The following is a 1,178-nucleotide window of genomic DNA, read 5'->3' on the forward strand; positions in this document are numbered from 1 at the left end:
CCTGGGAGGTGCATTCGGGGCAGGGGCCGAGGAGTTCGAACGGTTCGTCCTCGTAGACCGGGAAGCGGGTGAGGAAGACGTAGCGCTCGCCGGTGTCGGGGCAGGTGACGGTGGCCAGGACCGGCTCGCCGGGGGCGGTGCGGCGGCGCAGCCAGTCCGGGTCGGTGGTGATGTGGTCCAGGCCGAGTCCGAGGGCGGCGGCCAGGCGTACGGCGGTCATGGCGTGTTCTTCGCCGCGAAAGCGGCCGTGCGGGCTGACGGCTTTGTTGTGGCGGATGAAGACGGCGGCGGCGTGGGCGCGTTCGGCGAGGCTGGTCATGGTCGGCTTCCTTCTTTTCTCTGTCGGGTTTCGGGGTGTGAGCCGCCGCCCGGTGGGCGTCGGCCCGGCGGGGGTCAGGGGGTGCTGGCGGCGTAGGCGGTGAGCAGGCGTCGCAGGATGGTGGTGGTCCACTGGCGGGCGGCGCAGGCCTCGGTCAGCCGGGTGGCGGTGTTGTGGGCGGCTTCGGCGTCGCTGTAGGGGCCGTCGAGGTGGCGGGTACCGTGTGCGGCGCGGTGGGCGAGCTGGGTGCGCAGTCGTTCGGCCCGGGCGTCCAGGGCGTCCAGTTCGAGCACGGTGGCGGCGGTGATCCGGGCGAACTTGGCCAGCGGGTCGCCGTCCTCGTGCGCGGTGTACAGGTGGGTGAGGGGGTCGGTGAGGCCGGTGATTTCGCGGGCCAGGCGGGTGCCCAGCCAGTGCTCGGGTGTGTAGGCGGGCTGCTCGGTGTGGGTCACGGGTGTCCTCCGGGGTGGTGGGGGTCGGGTCACTGGGTGGTGCTGATGGCGGTGGTGGCGGCTTTGGCGATGGCTGCGGCGGCGTGGGCGGGGTCGGTCAGCTGGAGGAGGGTGGTGCGCGGCAGCGGGGTGGGGTCGGGGGCGAAGGCGAGCCAGAGCACCGCGCACCCGGCGTCGGTGAGGGTTTTGATGCGGTCGTAGGCCCGGATTGCCTCGCCCTGGGAGTAGTGGCCGTCGGAGGCGATCACCAGGAGTCGTCCTCGGCCCGGTTGGGTCAGGCCGAGCCCGGCGGTCAGGGCGTCGGTCGCCTCGGCGAGGCTGTGGCCGTAGCCGTCGGCGTCGAACTGGGTGACCCGGGTGGGGGTGTGGCCGGGTGCGGTGATCGCGGTGAGGTAGCGGTCGTAGGC

1 protein-coding gene and 2 pseudogenes are annotated in these 1,178 nt (G+C 73.0%); all 3 read right to left on the reverse strand.

Features of this window, described 5'->3' with window-relative positions; all coding sequences use genetic code 11:
* Window positions 1-319: pseudogene (locus tag ACQKIP_RS47890) on the reverse strand (hypothetical protein); the annotation flags it as partial.
* Window positions 320-393: 74 nt separating this feature from the next.
* Window positions 394-771, reverse strand: coding sequence for a hypothetical protein (locus ACQKIP_RS47895; protein ID WP_365865439.1), 378 nt, complete (start codon window positions 769-771; stop codon window positions 394-396).
* Window positions 772-800: 29 nt separating this feature from the next.
* A pseudogene (locus ACQKIP_RS47900) lies at window positions 801-1,178 on the reverse strand (hypothetical protein); the annotation flags it as partial.

This window comes from Streptomyces sp. NPDC059900, from assembly GCF_050270335.1.
In the GTDB taxonomy this organism is placed as follows: domain Bacteria; phylum Actinomycetota; class Actinomycetes; order Streptomycetales; family Streptomycetaceae; genus Streptomyces.